Source organism: Nocardia sp. NPDC058058 (genome assembly GCF_042885355.1).
GTDB lineage: Bacteria > Actinomycetota > Actinomycetes > Mycobacteriales > Mycobacteriaceae > Nocardia.
In genome coordinates this window covers 1-1,068 of record NZ_JBHVSA010000056.1, presented here as the reverse complement: position 1 = coordinate 1,068, position 1,068 = coordinate 1, and the positions used below count along the sequence as shown (strand labels likewise).

The window sequence follows — 1,068 nt, the reverse complement described above, 5'->3', positions numbered from 1 at the left end:
GCCGTAGCGACGATACGGACCCGTTCCATCGCAAAACGCCGTGGAAGCCCGTGGAAGACCGTAGAAAGGGGCGCCGCCCCGTGACCGTTCCCACCGCGCCCGCCCGGCCCCGGCCGCCCGGACCGGGCCGCCCGAAGGACGCCACCGCACCGTCGAGCCCCGCCGCCCTGGCCGCGGCCCACGGCCTGACCGTCAGCGGCGCCCGGCCTTCCCTGACCCGCTACATCGCCGCGCTCTGGGGCCGGCGCCACTTCGTGACCGCGTACGCCACCGCCCGGATGCACGCCACGTACAGCACGGCCAGGCTCGGCCAGCTCTGGCACCTGGCGACCCCGCTGCTCAACGCCGCCGTCTACTACTTCATCTTCGGCGTCGTCATGAACGCCAGCCACAACGTCCCGGACTACGTCCCGTTCCTGCTCACCGGCATCTTCGTCTGGGACTTCATCGGCAGCTCCGTCAACGCCGGAACCCGCGCCATCCACGGCAACCTCGGCCTGGTCCGCGCCCTGCACTTCCCGCGCGCCAGCCTGCCCCTCTCCACCGTCATCCAGCTCTTCCAGCAGCTGCTCGTCACCATGGGCACCCTGGTCGTCCTGCTGCTCGCCCTCGGCCAGACCCCGGGCCCCTCCTGGCTGCTGGCCTTCCCGACCCTGCTCCTGACGGCCGTCTTCTGCGCGGGCTGCGCCCTCGTCATGGCCCGGATCGGCAGCAAGAGCCCCGACGTCAGCCAGCTGATGCCGTTCGTCCTGCGCACCTGGATGTACTCCTCGGGCGTCATGTGGTCCATCGACAAGGTGCTGAAGCGGGACGACCTCCCGCACTGGGTGGCGCTGGCCCTCAAGGCCAACCCGGCGGCCGTCTACATCGACCTGATGCGCTTCTCGCTGATCGACAGCTTCACCGCCCGCTCGCTCCCGCACCACGTGTGGCCGCTCGCCATCGGCTGGGCGCTGCTCGCGGGCGTCGGCGGGTTCCTCTACTTCTGGAAGGCCGAGGAGGAGTACGGCCGTGGCTGATCCCACCGTCATCGCGGACGACGTCCACGTCGTCTACAAGGTCCACGCA

1 protein-coding gene is annotated in these 1,068 nt (G+C 70.5%); it reads left to right on the top strand.

The genetic code is table 11. From position 1 onward, the window contains the following. The first annotated feature begins 50 nt into the window (after positions 1-50). A complete protein-coding gene (locus ACFVUS_RS44140) occupies positions 51-1,019 on the top strand; it encodes an ABC transporter permease (protein WP_387781612.1) in 969 nt (322 codons plus the stop codon). Positions 1,020-1,068: the final 49 nt, after the last annotated feature.